Source organism: Terrisporobacter mayombei, from assembly GCF_020748465.1.
GTDB classification, from domain to species: domain Bacteria; phylum Bacillota; class Clostridia; order Peptostreptococcales; family Peptostreptococcaceae; genus Terrisporobacter; species Terrisporobacter mayombei.
In genome coordinates this window covers 1-19,235 of the sequence record NZ_JAHZMP010000008.1, presented here as the reverse complement: position 1 = coordinate 19,235, position 19,235 = coordinate 1, and the positions used below count along the sequence as shown (strand labels likewise).

Annotated in this window: 20 protein-coding genes, 2 tRNA genes and 1 rRNA gene; 14 read left to right on the top strand and 9 right to left on the bottom strand. The window is 29.7% G+C overall.

Annotation, left to right across the window (positions count from 1 at the left end; all coding sequences use genetic code 11):
- Positions 1-44: 44 nt before the first annotated feature.
- From noc to rpmH, 9 genes are all read right to left on the bottom strand, one after another.
- Entirely contained in the window at positions 45-830 is a 786-nt protein-coding gene (gene noc, locus K0039_RS17570; protein ID WP_228106373.1) for a nucleoid occlusion protein, read from the bottom strand.
- Between the two features lie 148 nt (positions 831-978).
- Entirely contained in the window at positions 979-1,698 is a 720-nt protein-coding gene (gene rsmG, locus K0039_RS17565) for a 16S rRNA (guanine(527)-N(7))-methyltransferase RsmG (RefSeq protein ID WP_228106372.1), read from the bottom strand.
- Positions 1,691-3,586, bottom strand: a complete 1,896-nt coding sequence (mnmG, locus tag K0039_RS17560; protein WP_228106371.1) for a tRNA uridine-5-carboxymethylaminomethyl(34) synthesis enzyme MnmG — start codon at positions 3,584-3,586, stop codon at positions 1,691-1,693. Before mnmG ends, rsmG begins: the two co-directional genes overlap by 8 nt.
- A gap of 93 nt (positions 3,587-3,679) precedes the next feature.
- The gene (mnmE, locus tag K0039_RS17555; RefSeq protein ID WP_228106370.1) at positions 3,680-5,059 is read right to left on the bottom strand and encodes a tRNA uridine-5-carboxymethylaminomethyl(34) synthesis GTPase MnmE; all 1,380 of its coding nucleotides are present in this window, start codon (positions 5,057-5,059) and stop codon (positions 3,680-3,682) included.
- Positions 5,060-5,186: 127 nt separating this feature from the next.
- A complete protein-coding gene (jag, locus tag K0039_RS17550) occupies positions 5,187-5,852 on the bottom strand; it encodes an RNA-binding cell elongation regulator Jag/EloR (protein WP_228106369.1) in 666 nt (221 codons plus the stop codon).
- Complete coding sequence (locus K0039_RS17545; protein WP_228106368.1) at positions 5,788-6,537, bottom strand: YidC/Oxa1 family membrane protein insertase; 750 nt, start codon at positions 6,535-6,537, stop codon at positions 5,788-5,790. The genes jag and K0039_RS17545 overlap by 65 nt, the downstream gene beginning before the upstream one ends.
- Before the next feature lie 23 nt (positions 6,538-6,560).
- Positions 6,561-6,812 (bottom strand): membrane protein insertion efficiency factor YidD, encoded by a 252-nt coding sequence (gene yidD / locus K0039_RS17540; protein WP_228106367.1) that lies wholly within the window; start codon positions 6,810-6,812, stop codon positions 6,561-6,563.
- 45 nt (positions 6,813-6,857) lie between these two features.
- On the bottom strand, positions 6,858-7,199 hold the full coding sequence (rnpA, locus tag K0039_RS17535) for a ribonuclease P protein component (RefSeq protein ID WP_228106366.1): 342 nt from the start codon (positions 7,197-7,199) through the stop codon (positions 6,858-6,860).
- A 75-nt stretch (positions 7,200-7,274) separates the two neighbouring features.
- Complete coding sequence (rpmH, locus tag K0039_RS17530; RefSeq protein WP_039679955.1) at positions 7,275-7,409, bottom strand: 50S ribosomal protein L34; 135 nt, start codon at positions 7,407-7,409, stop codon at positions 7,275-7,277.
- Between the two features lie 635 nt (positions 7,410-8,044).
- Here rpmH and dnaA point away from each other — a divergent pair.
- The 14 genes from dnaA (at position 8,045) to K0039_RS17460 (ending at position 19,108) form a co-directional block, all read left to right on the top strand.
- Positions 8,045-9,364, top strand: coding sequence for a chromosomal replication initiator protein DnaA (gene dnaA, locus K0039_RS17525; RefSeq protein WP_228106365.1), 1,320 nt, complete (start codon positions 8,045-8,047; stop codon positions 9,362-9,364).
- Positions 9,365-9,605: 241 nt separating this feature from the next.
- On the top strand, positions 9,606-10,712 hold the full coding sequence (gene dnaN, locus K0039_RS17520; protein ID WP_228106364.1) for a DNA polymerase III subunit beta: 1,107 nt from the start codon (positions 9,606-9,608) through the stop codon (positions 10,710-10,712).
- 88 nt (positions 10,713-10,800) lie between these two features.
- Entirely contained in the window at positions 10,801-11,007 is a 207-nt protein-coding gene (gene yaaA / locus K0039_RS17515; RefSeq protein ID WP_018590072.1) for a S4 domain-containing protein YaaA, read from the top strand.
- Positions 11,008-11,022: 15 nt separating this feature from the next.
- The gene (gene recF, locus K0039_RS17510) at positions 11,023-12,138 is read left to right on the top strand and encodes a DNA replication/repair protein RecF (protein WP_228106363.1); all 1,116 of its coding nucleotides are present in this window, start codon (positions 11,023-11,025) and stop codon (positions 12,136-12,138) included.
- Positions 12,139-14,043 carry a DNA topoisomerase (ATP-hydrolyzing) subunit B gene (gyrB, locus tag K0039_RS17505; protein ID WP_228106362.1) on the top strand — a complete coding sequence of 635 codons (1,905 nt, stop codon included), beginning with the start codon at positions 12,139-12,141 and terminating at the stop codon, positions 14,041-14,043.
- An 18-nt stretch (positions 14,044-14,061) separates the two neighbouring features.
- Positions 14,062-16,491 carry a DNA gyrase subunit A gene (gyrA, locus tag K0039_RS17500; protein WP_228106361.1) on the top strand — a complete coding sequence of 810 codons (2,430 nt, stop codon included), beginning with the start codon at positions 14,062-14,064 and terminating at the stop codon, positions 16,489-16,491.
- A gap of 71 nt (positions 16,492-16,562) precedes the next feature.
- Positions 16,563-16,841, top strand: coding sequence for a YtxH domain-containing protein (locus tag K0039_RS17495; RefSeq protein ID WP_074920212.1), 279 nt, complete (start codon positions 16,563-16,565; stop codon positions 16,839-16,841).
- The gene (locus K0039_RS17490; RefSeq protein ID WP_228106360.1) at positions 16,841-17,098 is read left to right on the top strand and encodes a DUF948 domain-containing protein; all 258 of its coding nucleotides are present in this window, start codon (positions 16,841-16,843) and stop codon (positions 17,096-17,098) included. Before K0039_RS17495 ends, K0039_RS17490 begins: the two co-directional genes overlap by 1 nt.
- A 23-nt stretch (positions 17,099-17,121) precedes the next feature.
- The gene (locus K0039_RS17485) at positions 17,122-17,439 is read left to right on the top strand and encodes an STAS domain-containing protein (protein ID WP_228106359.1); all 318 of its coding nucleotides are present in this window, start codon (positions 17,122-17,124) and stop codon (positions 17,437-17,439) included.
- A 2-nt stretch (positions 17,440-17,441) separates the two neighbouring features.
- On the top strand, positions 17,442-17,849 hold the full coding sequence (locus K0039_RS17480) for an ATP-binding protein (protein ID WP_018590065.1): 408 nt from the start codon (positions 17,442-17,444) through the stop codon (positions 17,847-17,849).
- Positions 17,849-18,619: a SigB/SigF/SigG family RNA polymerase sigma factor gene (locus tag K0039_RS17475; protein WP_228106358.1), complete on the top strand. Its 771-nt coding sequence runs from the start codon at positions 17,849-17,851 to the stop codon at positions 18,617-18,619. The genes K0039_RS17480 and K0039_RS17475 overlap by 1 nt, the downstream gene beginning before the upstream one ends.
- 188 nt (positions 18,620-18,807) lie before the next feature.
- A 5S ribosomal RNA gene (gene rrf / locus K0039_RS17470) occupies positions 18,808-18,924 on the top strand.
- A 9-nt stretch (positions 18,925-18,933) separates the two neighbouring features.
- Positions 18,934-19,023: transfer RNA gene (locus tag K0039_RS17465), tRNA-Leu, on the top strand.
- An 8-nt stretch (positions 19,024-19,031) separates the two neighbouring features.
- Positions 19,032-19,108 (top strand) — tRNA-Ile (locus K0039_RS17460).
- Positions 19,109-19,235 lie beyond the last annotated feature (127 nt).

The window sequence follows — 19,235 nt, the reverse complement described above, 5'->3', positions numbered from 1 at the left end:
CTTTTTCTTCTTTTAAAAAAAGATTACTGCTAAGCAGTAACCCCTTATTTTTTAGGAATTTTGACTACAACTTCCATGTAATCTCCCTTATCTATTTCATTATACTTTGCTTCAATTCCTGTATTCTTTATGGCATCATATGCTTGTTTTAATGTATTAAGATATATTCTAATACCTACTGAACATTTTATATTCTGTTTCTTTTCAGGTTCACTCTCTGCTTTTAAAGCTTCCAATGTATCATTAATTAATTTTTCCGTTTTCTTAACTGTAAGTTCTTGTTTAACTACTTTTTGAATAATTTCCATCATTAGTTCTTCATTAGGTAACTTAAGCAATGCTCTTGCATGTCTTTCAGTTAAACCATTCTCAACAAGATATTGCTTTACAGTATCAGGAAGTTTTAATATTCTAAGTTTATTAGCTATAGTTGATTGATTTTTACCTAATTTTTCAGCCAACTGTTGTTGCGTAAAATTATGCTCTTTTATTAAATTCTCATATCCTAGAGATTCCTCTATAAAGTTCAAATCTTCTCTTTGTAAATTTTCTAATAAAGCTAGAACTGCAGAATATTGATCTGACATATTATTTATTATCGCTGGTATAGTTTTTAGCTCAGCCAACTTTGCTGCCCTTAGTCTTCTTTCCCCCGCAACTAACTCATATCCATCTTCTTTTTGTCTAACAGTAATTGGTTGAAGTATTCCGTACTCTTTTATAGATTTACTTAATTCTTCTAATGCATTGATTGAAAATACTTTTCTTGGTTGATATGGATTAGGAATTATTTTATCAACTGGTATCTCTTTAACTATTTTTTCTTCCATAACATCCCTCTCTTATTGATAAATATATTTTTACTGCAATTTATGTAAATTTATTTTGATTTTCTACTCATAAAGGAAAGTTACTTCCCTTTATGAGTATTTATTTCTTCATTTAATATTATTTTCCTTCTATATTTCTCTATATTATTTATTTTATAGGATTTTTAGATGGTTTGCCTGCTTTTCTTGGATATTTTGATGGGGTACTCTTAATTTTTTTGAATACTAATATATTATGATTTAATTCTAAATCAGGTAACTTAATATCTATTTTTTCAACAAATTCTATCCCCAAAGTTTCCATAGCTGCTTTTGACTCTTCTAGTTCTAAGTTAGCATTTGGTCCTTTTAGACATATAAAATATCCCCCAACTTTTACAAACGGAACACAAAACTCCATTAATATTGGTAATCCGGCGACAGCTCTTGCTGTAGCTACATCATACTGTTCTCTGTATTCCTCACTTTTACCAAAATCTTCAGCTCTGCCATGAATAAATTCTATCCCTTTTAAATTTAATTCACTAGCCACTTCTTGTAAAAAACTTATTCTTTTATTTAGCGAATCTAATAAGGTTAGATTTAAGTTATCTAAGCAAATTTTTAGTGGCATACCAGGAAAACCTGCCCCAGTACCCACGTCTATCAATGATATACCATCACTTATATAATTATTAGTTACAGCTGATATAGAGTCTAGAAAGTGCTTAATATATACTTCTCTCTCTTCCTCTATACCTGTTAAATTCATTACTTTGTTCCATTCAACTAATATTTCTCTGTATTTCTTTAAGCTTTGAAGTTTTTCATCAGTAGCTTCTAGGCCAAAATCTTCTATACCTGCTTTTAATACTTCTAGGTTATTCATTACTTCCTCCTCTAGTTTTTCTCATTTGTTCTAAATAAATAAGTAAAACTGATATATCTGCAGGAGATACCCCAGAAATACGAGAAGCTTGTCCTATAGATACTGGTTTTATAGCATCTAGCTTTTGTCTAGCTTCTAATCTTAAACCATCTATTGAAGAATAGTTTATATCTTCAGGAAGCTTTCTATTTTCTAATTTTTTGAATTGATCTATTTGCTTTAATTGTTTATCTATATATCCTTCGTATTTAGACATAATTACACATTGCTCTTTAACATCATCAGATACTTCTTCTCCAGCATCTTTTCCTATTTGTTCTAAAATGCTATAGGTAACTTCCGGACGCTTCAGGAATTCATATAAAGATAAACCGACTTTTATTTCTGAACCACCAACTTCAGCTAATATATGGTTAACCTCTTTTGGTGTTACTCTTTCTGTTTTTAGTCTTTCTAATTCTTTTTCAACTTCTGCTTTTTTAGCAATATATCTTTCGTATCTGTCTTCTTTAACAAGACCTATATCATGACCTTTTTCTGTGAGTCTCATATCTGCATTATCTTGTCTTAAGTATAATCTATATTCTGCTCTAGAAGTCATCATTCTATAAGGTTCATTAGTTCCTTTAGTAACTAAGTCATCTATAAGAACTCCTATATATCCCTCTGATCTATCTAGTATAAAAGGTTCTTTACCTTCTATTTTTAGAGCAGCATTTATACCTGCTATAAGACCTTGAGCTGCTGCTTCTTCATATCCTGAAGTACCATTAAATTGACCTGCACTGTATAAATTTTCAGTTACTTTTATTTCCAAAGTAGCTTTTAATTGAGTTGGATCTATGCAGTCATATTCAATTGCATAAGCAGGTCTCATTATTTTAGCATTTTCAAGACCTTTCATTGATTTGTATATTTGAACTTGTACTTCAAAAGGTAAGCTTGTTGATATACCTTGAATATACATTTCTTTTGTATCTAGTCCTTCTGGCTCAATAAATGTTTGATGTGATTCTTTATCATTGAATCTCACAACTTTATCTTCTATTGATGGACAATATCTCGCCCCTGTAGCATTAACTTTTCCACTATACATAGCAGATCTTCCAATGTTATTCATAATAACTTTATGTGTATCTGTATTTGTTCTTGCTAAATAACAAGGCACTTGATCTATCTGTAAATTTTCACTCATAAAAGAGAATGGAGTTATTCTCTCATCTCCCTCTTGGATTTCCATTTGAGAGAAATCTATACTATCCTTATGAATTCTAGCAGGAGTACCTGTTTTGAATCTTCTCATATTTAAACCTAAATCAACTAATTTATCTGTTAAATAAGTCGCATATCCTAATCCATTAGGGCCTTCTTTAAATGTTCCTTCTCCTATATAAATTAATGAATTTAAGTAAACTCCAGTTGCAAGTATAACTGCTTTAGCATTATAAGCACATCCTAATTTAGTTACTACTCCTGTTACCACTTGTCCATCATGAAGTATATCTACAACTTCATCCATAGCTATATCAAGGTTTGGCTCGTTTTCAAGAGTTTTTTTCATTTCTGTGTGATATTTAAACTTGTCTGCTTGTGCTCTTAAAGAATGTACAGCTGGTCCTTTTGCTGTATTTAACATTCTACTTTGTATAAATGTCTTGTCTACATTTATACCCATTTCTCCACCAAGAGCATCTATTTCTCTTACTAATTGTCCTTTACCAGTTCCACCTATAGATGGGTTACATGGCATCATTCCAATCGAATCTAGTGTTAGTGTTATTATTAGTGTTTTATGACCCATTCTCGCTGTAGCTAATGCCGCTTCACATCCAGCATGTCCTGCTCCAACAACAATTACATCATAACTTCCTGCATTATATGTTTGCATGTTTTCTCCTTTCTTAAATAATGTTTCACGTTAAACGTTAATATCTTATTAATCGTTTCATTTATAAAGTAACTTTATTTAAGTTTATTTTATTTATTTCCCAATACAGAAGTTTGCAAATATAGTATCTAGTAAATCTTCCTGTACAGTATCTCCATTTATATACCCTAAATAATCCCATATATTCTTAAAATCAACTTCTATGAAATCATAAGGTAGTCTTTGATCTATTCCATCTATAGCATCATTTATAGCATTGTACGCTTTTAGTAGGGCATCTTTATGTCTAGAGTTTGTAACAACTACACTTGAGTTATTTCTTATATCCCCTTTAAATACCATAGATTCTATTTTATTGTGAACCTGTTCGATACCTTCATTTTTTAATGCTGATATTTTTATTATACTATCCTTGTCAACATATTTAGCTATTTCTTCCTCTGATACAACTTGGTCAAGGTCATTTTTATTTAACAAAACAATAGTCTTTTTATCTACTGCTTGTTCTAATATTTCTTTGTCTTCTTGTGACAATTCTTTTGAACCATCTATTACGATTATTACTAAGTCTGCTGAGTTAAATGATTCTCTAGACTTTTCTACACCTATTTTTTCAACTATATCTTCTGTTTCTCTTATACCTGCTGTATCAACAATTTTTAAAGGAATTCCCTTTATATTAACGAACTCTTCTATTACATCTCTTGTTGTTCCAGCTATTTCAGTAACTATGGCTCTGTTTTCTCCTAAAATATAGTTTAGTAATGATGATTTTCCTACATTTGGTTTACCAACTATAACTGTTTTTAGGCCGTCTCTTAAAACTTTTCCGCTTTCAGCTGAGTCATACAGTGATTTTATTTCACTTCTTAATCCTTGTGCACTCTCAATAAGCATTGCATAAGTTATTTCCTCAACATCTTCTTCACTAAAATCTATTGAAACTGTTAAATGAGCTAAAACTTCCGTTACCTTAAATCTTAACTCTTTTATTTTATTAGCTAAAACACCACTTAAATGACTTTGAGCCACCTCTTGGGCCTTATCTGTTTTTGCTTTAATTACATCAATTACAGCTTCTGCTTGAGATAAATCTATTCTTCCATTCAAGAATGCTCTCTTTGTAAACTCACCTTCATCAGCAAGTCTTACGTCTTTACTTAATATTAATTCTAATATTTTTTTTACTGAAATAAATCCACCGTGGCAATTTATTTCAATTACATCTTCTGCTGTATAAGAATTAGGTCCTTTCATAAAAGCAAGCAACACTTCATCTATTTTTTTATCACCATCTAATATATGGCCATATATTAAAGTACGAGTGTTGTAATCTGTTATATTTTTTCCTGAAACAGATTTAAATATCTCCTCAGCTACTGAAAGTGATTTACTTCCACTAATTCTTATTATGCCTATTCCACCTTCTCCTGGCGCTGTTGCAATTGCTGCTATAGTATCATCTATAAACATGATATCACCTCTATATTTAATCTATTTTAAATTCTTAACTATTATTTAAAATTATAACCTTAATTTTATCATTATATTAAATAAATTACAAAAATTAAACCCCCTAAATAGTTAGGAGGTTTGAATTTTATCTTTTATATTCAATCACTAGTCTTCTATATGGATCTGTTCCTTCACTATAAGTAATTACATACCTATCGTTTTGTAAAGCTGAATGAACTATTCTTCTTTCATAAGGATTCATATAGTCCAATTTTTTTATTCTTCTAGTCTTTGCTACTTCACGAGCAACTTTTCTAGCATATCTAACTAATGATTCTTCTCTTTTATTTCTATAATTTTCTATATCAACTAATACTCTCATATGAGAATCTTTATTGATTTTATTTAAAGCTAGTCCAGTTAAAAATTGTACTGCATCAAGAGTTTCTCCTCTTCTTCCAATTAAACAAGTAGCTTCTTTTCCTTCAATGCTAATTTTAATTAAGTTATCCTCTTGAGTGGCATTAACTTTAGCATTTATCTTGGATTTTAATAGAATGCTTTCTATAAATTCTCTAGCAATTTCTATTTCTTCTTTTTTTATTACCGTTACTTCGTATATTCCCTCTTTAGCACCTAGGAATCCTAGAAACCCCTTAGAAGGATTTTGAATAACATTTACTTCGATGTCTTTTTCTTCAACGCCTAATTCCAGTAATGCTGATTGAATCGCTTCTTCTTTAGTCTTACTTTTTATTTCTATCTTTTTTGTCTGACTTTGCATTGCTGTTAGGTTTTCCTGATTTTTCATCTTTAACTACTGCCTCCTTAGAATCAGCCAGTTTAGCTTTTAAAGGACTTGTTATTAATTGATATTGAGCTATAGAGAACAAGTTACTTGTTATCCAATATATTGCAAGACCTGCTTGGAAAGTATATCCCCAGAATAATGACATTGCTGACATTACATAAGTCATACTTTTCATCATATTTTCAGTTTGCGCATCCCCAGTAGACATCATTTTTTGCATGAAGTAAGCACTTATACCTGAAAGTAATGCTAGACTGATACTTCCTGTTGCAGAAATATCTTTTATCCATAAGAAACCTGCTTGCGCTGCTTGTGCTGCCACATCTGCATTTGGAAATACACCATAAAGTACAGGTTCTCTTAATACATTAAATAGTCCTATTAAGATAGGCATTTGTATTAATAATGGCAAACAACCAGCTAGTGGATTAATCTTTGCTTCTTTATAAATCTTCATTAGCTCTTCTTGCTGTTTTTCTGGCTTATTTTTATATTTTTCTTGAATTTCCTTTATTTTAGGTTGGATGTCTTGCATTGCTTTTTGAGATCTTATTTGTTTTACCATTAAAGGGACTAATAATAATCTTACAAATAGCGTAAATACAACTATAGACAATCCATAATTATTCACAAACTCAAAAATAACTTTAAGTATATGACCTAATACATTACTTATAATACTCAATTGTATACCTCCTATTAGTACGCTTATTTTAGAGGATCGTATCCTCCTGGATGAAATGGATGACACTTTAAAACCCTTTTTATTGACAAATACATACCTTTAAACAATCCATATTTTTTGAAAGCTTCTATTGCGTATTGAGAACAAGTAGGATAAAACCTACATGTAGGTCCCTTCAAAGGAGATATATATTTTTGGTAAAATCTTATTAAGTAAATACATAATTTCGATAAGTATGTATTTATTTCCTTCCATATATATGCTATTTTATTCAACAATTTTAACCTCCATAAAACAGACGTTATTAAATATGTACAGTTTTAAAATAAATTTACCTTTTTAATCAAATGCTTCATTGCTTTTTCAACCTCAATATATTCAGCATCCTTTATGGCAACTCTAGCTATAAATACTATGTCATAACCAGATTTTATATTACCATCTATATTTAACCTATATGATTCTTTTATTCTTCTTCTAGCTTTATTTCGCACATTGGCCTTACCTACTTTTTTTGAAACGGATATACCAACACGATTATTATCCGACTTGTTTGGAAGCGTATACATAACTAATAATCTATTCGCTATAGATTTTCCATATTTATAAACTTTCCTAAAATCTGAATCTTTTTTTAAGCCTTGTGTTTCTTTAAAGTTCATATTAATATCCTCCGTAAACACAGCTATGTAATAAATTACATAAAAAGGCCACTATTAAAGCGGCCTTTTTAATTATTAATGAGTTAATCTATTTCTTCCTTTAGATCTTCTTCTTTTTAAAACATTTCTTCCGTTAGAAGTTTTCATTCTTTTTCTGAATCCATGCTCTTTTTTTCTTTGTCTCTTTTTTGGCTGATAAGTTCTTTTCATTATATTGCACCGCCTTTCACAATTTTTTTCCGTTTATAAAAATAATAACTTTACTGTCAAAGTAAACATAACACATATTATTATAAATCCTTTTATATTTGTTGTCAACGTGTTTTATAGCCATTAAATCTTAGTTTTTTATTCTATTTTTAATCTTAAAATTCATAATTTCCAAAAAAATATATATTATTCCTATATATTAATGTAATCTCTTTATTCTTTTCATTGTTGATTAAATTATTCACAGTGCGACATAATTGTGGATAATTTATTCAGAACATATTGAAGTTTGACATATATTCTGATATTATAAATATACTTGTTGATAATGTTAATAATAAATAATAACATATTAAACTTATGCACAATCTGTGGATTAAATTGTGAATAAGTTTTCATATCTTAGACAATAATTGAGTAAATGAAGAGTTTTTACTATATATTTTACTATTTATAAGTTTATATACACCCTGTTTATATCTTTTAAATTATTTTTTGATAATTTTATTTATTAAAATATTATCCACATTTTATCCCAAAGTTAGAATTTATATTTTTTATTCACTTATCTTTCGTCAATTTTTGTTAATAACTTTGTGGAAAATGTTAATTATTTAGTTCGGAGGTTTATACTTATGGATATAGTTTCTTTATGGGAAAAAACTTTGCAACTAATAAAAGGTGAGGTATCTACAGCCAGCTTTAATGCTTTTTTTAAGGAAATAAAACCTTTAAAACAAATATCTAATGAGCTTATTTTTTTGGCTCCAAACGAATTTATACAAAACATACTTGAAAATAGATACTTAAACTTAATTGAAAGTTGTATAAGCCAATTATCCCTGAAAAAATATCAGATCAAATTTATTTTAGACGAAAAAGAAATACAAGATACTAATGAAGAAGATAAATCTACTACTATCAAAAAAAGTTATCCCAATTTAAATCCTAAATATACTTTTGATACCTTTGTAATAGGTAATAGTAATAGATTTGCCCATGCAGCTTGTGTAGCAGTAGCTGAATCTCCAGCTAAAGCATATAATCCTTTGTTTTTGTACGGAGGAGTTGGTCTTGGAAAGACGCATTTAATGCATGCTATCGGACATCATATAATGTGTCAACAAGAAGACCCTAAGGTTGTTTATGTTTCTTCTGAAAAATTTACAAATGAGCTTATAAACTCAATAAAAAATGATAAAAATGAAGAATTCAGAAATAAATATAGAAATGTCGATGTTCTATTAATAGATGATATACAGTTTATTGCTGGAAAAGAAGGAACTCAAGAGGAGTTTTTCCATACATTTAATGCATTACATGAAGCAAATAAACAAATAATCATATCTAGTGATAGACCACCAAAAGAAATCCCTACATTAGAAGACAGATTAAGATCAAGATTCGAAATGGGTCTTATAACTGATATTCAGCCACCGGATTTCGAAACGAGAATCGCTATACTTAGAAAAAAAGCACAATTAGAAAACATAAATGTTCCAAACGAAGTAATGACTTACATAGCTAAGTACATTAAATCAAATATAAGAGAATTGGAAGGTGCTCTAACTAGAGTTGTTGCATATTCATCTCTTACAAATAAAAATATTTCACTTGAGCTTGCAACTGAAGCTTTAAAGGATATAATATCAAATCCAAAAAGTGAAGAAATAACAGTAAACAGAATAAAAGAAAAAGTTTCAGAAGTTTTTAACATAAAAATGGACGATTTTAATTCTAAAAAAAGAACAAGAACAATAGCATATCCTAGACAAATAGCAATGTATATCTGTCGTGAACTTACTGATTTATCATTACCTAAGATAGGAAGTGAATTTGGTGGAAGAGATCATACAACAGTAATTCATGCTCATGATAAAGTAACTAGGGATATCGAAGAGAATCAACAAATAAAGGACAAAATAGATAAAATAATCTCAGATTTAAAGGGATAATTTATTCACATTTTGCCTGTTAATAACTATTGCTGTAATGTTAATAATTTTTTTGTTAAGATTTTGTTCACAATGTAATTAAGAGGTTTTTTATAAGATATTAACATTTTGTATACAGGTTAATATCTTTTGCTTTATTTGGGTTGATATGCTTATCCACTTTATCCACAACACCTACTACTACAACTACTATTGTTTTTATATATATTTTTATTAAAATGCTACAAGGAGGTTATCCACATTGAAAATAATTTGTAATCAGAAACTATTAGCTCATAAAATAAGTATTGTACAAAAAGCTATTAATGGAAAAACGAACTTTGATTTATTAAAAGGAATTTTAATAGTAGCTAAAGGAGATCAAATAGTTTTAACTGGATATGATTTAGAAATCGGTATAGAAACTTATGTACAAGCAGAAATAGCAGAGGAAGGAAGCATTGTTATAGATGCTAGACTTTTTGGCGATATAATAAGAAAACTACCTGATTCATTTGTTGAGATTGAAACAGATGATGACAACAACGTTTACATAAATTGTTTAAACTCAAAATTCAAAATTAAGGGAGATAGCCCTGATGAGTACCCTGTGTTACCTAACGTAAGTAAAGATAACTTATACAACGTGCCACAAGATATCCTAAAAAATATGATTAAACAAACTGTATTTGCCATATCTCAAGATCAAACGAAACCAGTTTTAATGGGAGAATTACTAGAAATAGTTAATGGAGAAGTCAGTTTAGTTGCTATAGATGGCTATCGACTTGCAGTAAAAAGTTGTTCTGTGGAAAACCTAAATTCAAATGCAAAAGTTATAATCCCAGGAAAAACTTTAAATGATGTAAATAGTCTTTTATCCACAGAAGAACAAGTTCAAATTGGATTTGACGATAAAAATGCAATTTTCATGATAAATGAAACAAAAATAATAACAAGATTATTAGATGGCGAATTTATTGAGTATAAAAAATTACTTCCAAGAGAACATAATACTAGGATTAAATTAAATACTAGAAGCTTACTTAATAGTATAGAAAGAGCATCTTTATTATCACAATCAGAAAGAAATAATCTAATAAAATTATCAATAAGAGATAATACACTGGCAATAACATCTAATACTGAAAAAGGTAATGTTTACGAAGAAGTAGATTTGGAATTAGAGGGAGATTACTTAGATATTGCTTTTAACTCAAGATATTTATTAGAAGGATTAAAAAATATAGAAAGTGAAGAAATATTCATCGAATTTACTACTAATGTTAATCCATGTATAATTAAGCCAGTTGATGGTATTAAATATATATATTTATTACTTCCTGTAAGGATAGCTTCAAATATATAAGACTTGGAACCCAACTGCATTTAGTTGGGTTTTTATTATTTTTATGGTATAATAAATACTTAACTAATAAGAAATAGGAGGAGTCGATATGATAGAAATAGCCATAGATTCAGAGTATATTAAGTTAGATCAATTCTTAAAACTTGCTGATATTGCTTCAACTGGCGGACATGCTAAATTTTTAATACAAGAAGGCGTAGTAAAAGTAAATGGCGAAGTTGAGACACGAAGAGGTAAAAAAATCAGACCAGGAGATCTTATTGAAGTTGAAGGAAACTCAATAATGGTAGTGTAAAAAGGAGTCCCTTTAATGCAGCTTAATAGCTTAAAATTAATGAATTTTAGAAATTATGACAATCTGTATATAGATTTTAATAAAAATGTTAATCTCTTAGTTGGTAAAAATGGACAGGGGAAAACAAATATAGTGGAATCTATTTATATGCTATCTTTTGGCAAATCTTTCAGGACGAGTAAAGATAAAGAAATTATTAAATTTGATACGGAAAGTTTGTATGTTGGAGGAAATTACACTAAATACGATACAAATGGTTTAATAGAAGTTGCAATTGGAAAAAATAAAAAGGGAATTAAAGTAAATAAGATACACATCCAAAAAATTCAAGAATTACTTGGAAATTTAAATGTAGTAATTTTTTCTCCAGAAGATTTAAGGTTAGTCAAAGATGGCCCAAGAGAACGCAGATCATTTATAGATAAAGAAATAAGTCAAATAATGCCCAAATATTATAATTATTTAATAAATTACAATAAAATATTAAGTCAAAAAAATAGAGTTCTTAAAAATAGAAATATAGATACCAACTTATTAGATGTTTATGATGAAAGTTTGTCTCAATATGGTAGCTATATATATATTATTAGAAGAGATTTTATCAAGAAAATTTCTAATATAGCAAATGCTATGCATACTAAATTAACTAACAATATAGAAGACTTACAAATTACTTATAAGAATCAAATGAATATAAGTGATGAAGATACTGTTATAGAATTAAAAGAAAGATTTTATAATAAGTTAATTGAAAGTAGAGAACATGATATGGAAGTGAGAACTACAAGATATGGTATTCATAAGGATGACTTAAATATATTTGTTAATAAATTAGATGTGAGATTATATGGTTCACAAGGGCAACAAAGGACAGCTTCTATTTCATTGAAATTATCAGAAATAGAGCTAATTAAAAATGAGGTTGGAGAAAATCCTATATTAATACTAGATGATGTATTTAGTGAATTAGATGAAACAAGACAAAAACTACTAGTAGAGAATTTAGAAGATGTACAAATGTTTATAACTACAGCAGAAATAGCTCATAAAAGTATATTTAATAAAGATAATACTACTATTTTTAATATAGAAAAAGGTAAAGTAATTAGTATACAGAATGGAGGTAACTAAATGAAACAACAAGAGTATGGCGCAAGTCAGATTCAGGTGCTAGAAGGTCTAGAAGCAGTTAGAAAAAGACCTGGTATGTATATTGGATCTACTGGACCAAGAGGATTACACCATCTAGTTTATGAAATTGTTGATAATAGTATAGATGAAGCATTACAAGGTTATTGCGACAGAATATATGTTAGTCTAAATGATGATGGTAGTGTAACTGTAAAGGATGATGGTAGAGGAATACCTGTTGAAACTCATCCTAAGACTGGGAAATCTACCTTAGAAACAGTTTTAACAGTTTTACACGCTGGTGGTAAATTTGGTGGAGGAGGATACAAGGTATCTGGTGGACTTCACGGAGTTGGTATATCTGTAGTTAATGCATTATCAAAATGGTTAGTTGCAGATATATATAGAGATGGAAAGATATATAGACAAAGGTATGAAAAGGGGATGGCAACTTTAGCATTAGAAGTAGTTGGAGAGTCTCACCATACAGGAACAATAATAAGCTTCATGCCAGATGAAACTATATTCGATGAAGTTGAATTCAAATATGAAACATTAGAACACAGACTTAGAGAGCTTGCTTTCTTAAATAAGGGAGTAAGAATTGTATTTGAAGATAAGAGAGTAGACAGCGAGCGTAAAAAAGAATTTCATTACGATGGTGGTTTAGTAGAGTTTGTTAAATACCTAAACAAAACAAAAACAGCTATACATGAAGATATAGTTCACATAGATAAAAAAATAGGCGATTCTATCGTTGAAATAGCAATGCAATATACTGATGGATATACAGAAAATATATTCTCATTTGCAAATAACATTGACACACACGAAGGTGGAACTCACTTAGCAGGATTTAAAACAGCATTAACTAAAACTGTAAATGACTATGCTAAGCGTAATAAGTTAATAAAAGAAAATGAGGTAAATTTAACAGGCGAAGATATAAGAGAAGGTCTTACAGCTGTCGTATCAGTTAAACTACCAGAACCTCAATTTGAAGGTCAAACAAAGACTAAATTAGGTAATACATATATGAGAGGTAGTGTAGATAGCGTAACAGTAGAAGAACTAGGAGCATTTTTAGAAGAAAATCCAACAACAGCTAGAATTATAGTTGATAAAGGTTTAAGAGCTCAAAGAGCTAGAGAGGCTGCAAAAAGAGCTAGAGAATTAACAAGAAGAAAAAGTGTCCTTGAAAGTACATCATTACCTGGGAAATTAGCAGACTGTGCAGAGAAAGATCCTGCAAAAAGTGAAATATTCTTAGTCGAAGGGGATTCTGCCGGTGGTTCTGCAAAACAAGGTAGAGATAGACACACACAAGCAATACTACCACTTAGAGGTAAAATATTAAACGTAGAAAAATCAAGATTAGATAAAATATTATCTTCTGACGAAATAAAAAACATGATAACTGCTTACGGTTGTGGTGTAGGAAATGACTTCGATTTAGAAAAAGCTAGATACCACAAAATCATAATCATGACCGATGCCGATGTGGATGGTGCTCACATTAGAACACTATTATTAACATTCTTCTTTAGATATATGAGACCTCTTATAGAAAATGGATATGTTTATGCAGCTCGACCACCTCTATATAAGGTTAAAAAACAAAAGAAAGAACACTACGTTTATTCAGATAAAGAATTAGAAGATTTATTAGAAGAAATAGGAAGAACAGGTGTTGAACTTCAAAGATACAAAGGTCTTGGAGAGATGAATGCTGAGCAACTATGGGATACAACAATGAACCCAGAAACGAGAACATTATTACAAGTTACAATTGAAGATGCTGTAATGGCAGATCAAGTATTCTCTATGTTAATGGGAGATAAGGTTGGACCTAGAAAAGAATTTATAGAAGAAAATGCAACATATGTTACAAACTTAGATATATAAGAAAGGAGATGAGTAAAAATGGAAGAAAATAATAAGATACTCCCTATAGAAATAGCAAGTGAAATGAAGAAATCTTATATTGATTATGCCATGAGTGTTATAGTTGGTCGTGCATTACCTGATGTAAGAGATGGATTAAAGCCTGTTCATAGAAGAATACTTTACTCTATGAATGAACTAAATTTGACGCCAGATAAACCTTATAGAAAATCGGCACGTATTGTTGGGGACGTTCTAGGAAAGTACCATCCACATGGAGATACAGCAGTATACTTTGCAATGGTAAGAATGGCTCAAGACTTCTCAACTAGAGGACTTTTAGTTGATGGTCATGGTAACTTTGGTTCTGTAGATGGTGACTCACCAGCAGCAATGCGTTATACAGAAGCAAGAATGAGTAAATTAGCTATAGAATTACTTAGAGATATAGATAAAGAAACAGTGGACTATGTAGCAAACTTTGATGAGTCTTTAAAAGAGCCATCAGTATTACCATCAAGATATCCAAACTTATTAGTTAATGGATCTAATGGTATAGCAGTTGGTATGGCTACATCTATTCCACCACATAACTTAGGTGAAACAATTGATGCAACAGTACATTTAATTGACAATCCAGATTGTAGCATAGAAGAATTAATGAATTACGTACAAGGACCAGACTTCCCAACATCAGCAATAATAATGGGAAAAGAAAATATAGCAGAAGCTTATAGAACTGGTAGAGGTAAAGTAAAAGTTAGATCTAGAGCTATAATAGAAGAATTACCAAAAGGAAGACAACAAGTCGTTGTTACAGAAATTCCTTACCAAGTAAATAAAGCTAGATTAGTTGAAAGAATAGCTGAACTAGTTAAAGATAAAAAATTAGAAGGTATTTCTGATTTAAGAGATGAAAGTAACAGAAATGGTATGAGAATCGTTATAGAGCTAAAAAGAGATGCTAATGCTAACATAGTTCTTAATAATCTGTATAAACATTCTCAAATGGAAGATACTTTCAGTATAATAATGCTTGCACTTGTTAACGGCGTTCCTAAAGTATTAAATTTAAAAGAAATGCTATATTACTATGTTGAACATCAAAAAGATGTTGTTACACGTAGAACGAAATTTGAATTAAATAAAGCAGAAGCAAGAGCACATATATTAGAAGGATTAAGAATAGCACTAGACAATATAGATGCTGTAATAAGTTTAATAAGAGCCTCTAAGACAACTCAAGAGGCTAAAAATGGACTAATAGAAAAATTTGGTTTAACAGATGTACAAGCTCAAGCTATCTTAGATATGAAATTGCAAAGACTTACTGGATTAGAAAGAGAAAAGATAGAAGATGAATACAGTGAGTTAATGAAAAAAATTGAATATTTAAGATCTATATTAGCAGATGAGCAATTACTTTTAGGTGTTATAAAAGAAGAAATTACAGCTATAAGAGAAAAATATGCAGATGAGAGAAGAACAGAAATAAGACATGCTGAAGGTGAAATCAACATGAGAGATTTAATTGATGATGAAGAAATAGCAATTACTCTAACTCATTTTGGTTACATAAAGAGAGTACCTCTAGATACATATAAGAGTCAAAATAGAGGTGGCAAAGGAATATCAGCAATGTCTACGAGAGAAGAAGACTTTGTAAAACATTTAGTTACTACAACTACACATAGTAGATTATTATTCTTTACAAATAAAGGTAGAGTATTTAGATTAGATGCTTTTGAAATTCCAGAAGGAAAGAGAAAAGCAAAAGGGACTGCTATAGTAAACTTATTACAATTAGCACCAAACGAAAAAATAACTACTCTAATTCCAGTAGATAATTCAAATAATGATGAGCTATACTTACTATTAGCTACTAAAAAAGGTATCGTAAAGAAAACTAAACGTGAAGAATTTAAAAATATTAATAAATCAGGACTAATAGCAATTGGACTTAGAGATGATGATGAATTAATAGACGTTAAAATTACAAACGGTCAAAAAGATGTCCTTTTAGTTACTGAAAATGGAATGTCTATAAGATTTAATGAAACAGATATAAGACCTATGGGTAGAACAGCAATGGGTGTAAAAGGTATAACTTTATCAGGAGATGATAGAGTAGTTTCTACGAACTTAACAGACGAAGGTCAGGAATTATTAGTAGTAAGTGAAAAAGGATTCGGTAAAAGAACAGATATTAATGAATATAGAGTTCAAAGTAGAGCTGGAAAAGGAATAAAAACATATAATATATTTGAAAAGACAGGAAAAATCGTTGGAGCTGAAATGGTTGCAGAGATAGATCAAATAATGATGATTAACTCTAATGGAATACTTATAAGACTGGAAGTTGAAGGAATTTCAATTTATGGTAGAGTAACAAGTGGGGTTAAATTGATGAAGACAGAAGACGAAGTAAATGTAGTTTCGATTGCAAAAATAAATATAGATGAAGAATAGGATTTTATCCTATTCTTTTTCCATATAAATCTGTAATATATAATTAATAAATATAAAAAGGAGAAATTACTATGAGTTCAAAAAAGGGATTATACTTAGTATTAGGAGCAGTAGCTGGATTTGTAACAGGATTATGTTTAGCACCTAAAGAGGGTTCTGAAATAAGAAAAGAAGCTAAAGAAAAATTAATAGAAGTAAAAGAAAATCCAAAAGATGTTCTACATGAAACATTTGATAGTGTTAAAGAAAAAATTATATCTATAAAAGATGAAATAATAGAAGATAATAATATAGAAATATCAGAAGAAGATATATTAATAAGTAAGAGTTTTGAAGAGGGAGATAAGTAATGAATGCATTGGGCTGGCAAATAGGGGCAGTTTTATTTGGTGCTAGCTTTTTTATAGTAGCTATATACTTAGCAAAAATATTAAATAGCGCCAACAAAGTTGTTGAAAGAACAAATAGATTAATAGATGTTAATGAAAGACATATAACCGATATAATAGATAATGCTGCACATATAACAAAAAGTGTAAGAGAAATTATGGATATCGTAACTAAAATTAGTAGCTTATTTAGAGTATTCAAGTTTTTCAAAAAATAGTACATTAAACAGGAGGTAGAATAATGTCAATAAAAATAAATTCAATACTAGATACAACAAATGATTTCTGGAAAGTTTCACTTGAAGGAGAACTAGATCTATCTACAGCAGATGAATTAAAAAAATGCTTACATAAATTAGTTGATGAGAAGAATATAGATATGAGATTAGATCTTGAAGATTTAGAGTATATAGATTCAACTGGACTTGGCGTAATGATAGGAATTCTAAAAAGATTAAAGATAGAGAATAAAGAAGTCTATATAGAAAAACCTAAGAATAACGTAAGAAAAATATTCAATATAACAGGTTTAGATAAGATTTTTAAATTGGAGGGATAGTTTTGACTTGCGAAACAATAAAAATGGAGATTACAGCAAATCCAGAATATGTAAGTATAATAAGATTAACTACTTCTGGTATTGCAAATAAAGTAGGTTTTTGTATTGATGATATAGAAGATTTAAAAGTAGCTATATCCGAAGCTTGTACAAATGCTATAAAACATAGCTCAGAAGACCGATTTACAATTATATACTCAATGATAGAAAATGGATTAACTATAGAAATAATAGATAATGGCAAAGGATATGATAGAAGTTCTGTAAGTGAGCCAGATATAGATAATCTTAAAGAGAGTGGAATGGGACTATTTATAATAGAATCTCTTATGGATGAAGTAATTGTTGAATCACAAGAAGGAAAGGGAACTAGTATAAAAATGACAAAGTATTTAGGAGTTGATATGTAATGAAGAGGGTAGCTAATGCTACAGATTACCTAAATATGGAAACTAAAGAACTTTTTAAACTTTATAGCAAAGAAAAAAATAGAGAAGTAAGAGATATACTAATTGAAAGACATCTATATCTAGTTAATATCTTAGCAAAAAAGTATATTAATAAAGGAGTAGAATTTGATGATATATACCAAGTTGCTTCTTTAGCATTAATATATGCTATAGATAGATATGATATAGAAAAAGGATTTGAATTTTCAAGTTTTGCTACACCTACAATAGTGGGTGAAATAAAAAAGTACTTTAGAGACAAAGTGTGGACCCTAAGAGTTCCCAGAAGGGTTCAAGAACTAAGTAAAAAGGTAAGTGAAGCTAAAGTTGTATTAGAACAACAAAATAAAAAACATCCTAAAGTAAAAGAAATTGCTGAATATTTAGGATGCACAGAAGAAGAAGTATTAGAGTCTATGGAGGCATCTTATGGCTACCAACCAGTATCATTAGATGCATCAAGTAACAGTGATTCAGAAGAAAATATATCCTTAATGGATAAGATAGCAGATAAAGAAGAAAGTTTTAATGATATAGAATATAAGGATTTCTTGGAAAAGTTTATAGCAACATTGAATGAATTAGAAGTTCAGATTTTTAAAGGCAGGTTCTATTTAGAAAAAACACAATCAGCTCTAGCAAAGGAATTGAATATATCTCAAATGACCATTTCTAGACTTGAAAGAAAGATAATAGAAAAGCTAAAAAAAGAATATGAAAAAAATATATAAAAACTATTGACCTATCATCTAATATAGTGTATATTATTTATTGCGCTAGAGAAATGGAGCAATAACAAACTATCACTTAGGTGGTAGGTTAATTTTTTCTTAAAAAAGAAAATTAAAAAGAGTAAAAAACATTTGACAAAAGCTTTGAAAAATGTTAATATAATACTCGTACTAAAAACAAAATGAAATTTGGTTATTATAGCAAAGAGGATACACCTGTTCCCATTCCGAACACAGAAGTTAAGCTCTTGAGCGCTGATGGTACTTGGGGGGTGACCTCCTGGGAGAGTAGGACGTAGCCAAATTTGGTGCATGCCGAAGTGGCGGAACTGGCAGACGCACAGGACTTAAAATCCTGCGAAACTTATACTTTCGTACCGGTTCGATTCCGGTCTTCGGCACCAAATAAAGTGGACCATTAGCTCAGTTGGTTAGAGCGCCCGGCTCATAACCGGTAGGTCTGGGGTTCGAGTCCCTGATGGTCCACCACAAAGAACTTTGAAAATTAAACAGTAGGTTAACAATAAATTAATTCTTTAAGAATTAAACTGAAACAACAAACAAACCAAGCCAGATATTCAGATAATGATTAGTCTGAGCGATGGACAACTTTTTT